The sequence below is a fragment of the Olsenella sp. AGMB03486 genome, assembly GCF_040884255.1.
Lineage (GTDB): Bacteria > Actinomycetota > Coriobacteriia > Coriobacteriales > Atopobiaceae > Olsenella_L > Olsenella_L kribbiana.
The window spans coordinates 1-947 of record NZ_JBEVTM010000059.1; the positions used below are offsets into that span (position 1 = coordinate 1).

1 protein-coding gene is annotated in these 947 nt (G+C 69.4%); it reads right to left on the reverse strand.

What is annotated here, in order from left to right; translation table 11 throughout:
* The coding region (locus ABVS03_RS11550; RefSeq protein WP_203230603.1) for a transposase at positions 1–789 on the reverse strand (789 nt) is incomplete at its 3' end.
* Positions 790–947 lie beyond the last annotated feature (158 nt).

A 947-nucleotide genomic window follows, 5' to 3' on the forward strand; every position in this document is an offset into this window, starting at 1 on the left:
GGCGGCCCTGGCGGCGTTCCACTCCTCGCAGCGCACGGCGTCGAGCGCGTCGTTCATCCACTGGACCACGTGGAAGGGGTCCATGACCCACCTCGCGTTGGGGCAGCGGCGCTTGACCAGCTGCCTTATCCACCTCGCGCCGTCGGCGGTCACCACCTCTATGGCGCGCCTCTGCTCGCGCGTGAGCTCGTCGAGGAACAGGTTGAGCACGTCCTTGCCGGTGCCCTCGTGCGCCCAGATGAGGCAGCCGCGGTCGTGGTCGACGACCACCGTGACGTACTTGTGGCCCTTCTTGTACGACGTCTCGTCGATGCCGATGCGGCGCACGCCGTCGAACCTCGAGGCGCCGCGCGCGGCCTCCAGCTCGGCGTAGACGCGCCTGCACACGCCGCCCACGCTGTGCCACTCGACGCGGGCGAGCTCGGAGACCGCCGAGGCGGTGCAGCGGACCGCCAGCCACGCCACCCAGTCCTCGAAGTCGCGCGTGAAGCGCGCCCCGTGCCGCGCCCAGGGGACGGCCTCGGTGCGCACGCCGTGCTCCGGGCAGCGCACCCTGCAGGGCGCGTACTCCAGGTAGCAGGCCGAGCGCGCCAGGTCCATCGCCCTCCACAGCCTGGGGGCCCCGCGGTTCGCCATGTCGTAGAAGTCGCAGGCCCTGCCGCATACGGGGCAGCGGCGCTGCTCGCGCTTGTAGGGCCGGACGCTCACGACGATGCGCTCGGCCTCGATGCGCGCGCCCAGGACGACCGTGCGGGCCAGACCGAGGGCGAGAAGTAGTAGACTCTTCATGCGTCACACCTCTTCGGTTGTCTGAATTTGGCTTAGCAATCATAGGCGGATGACGCGGAAACGGCCCCTCCCGGGGCCGTTTCAGTTCCAGATCGTTGTTTTCGCCCGCTGAGCTGGGCCTATGCCGGAATCTCTCCCACAGAAACCACCGAAGAGCC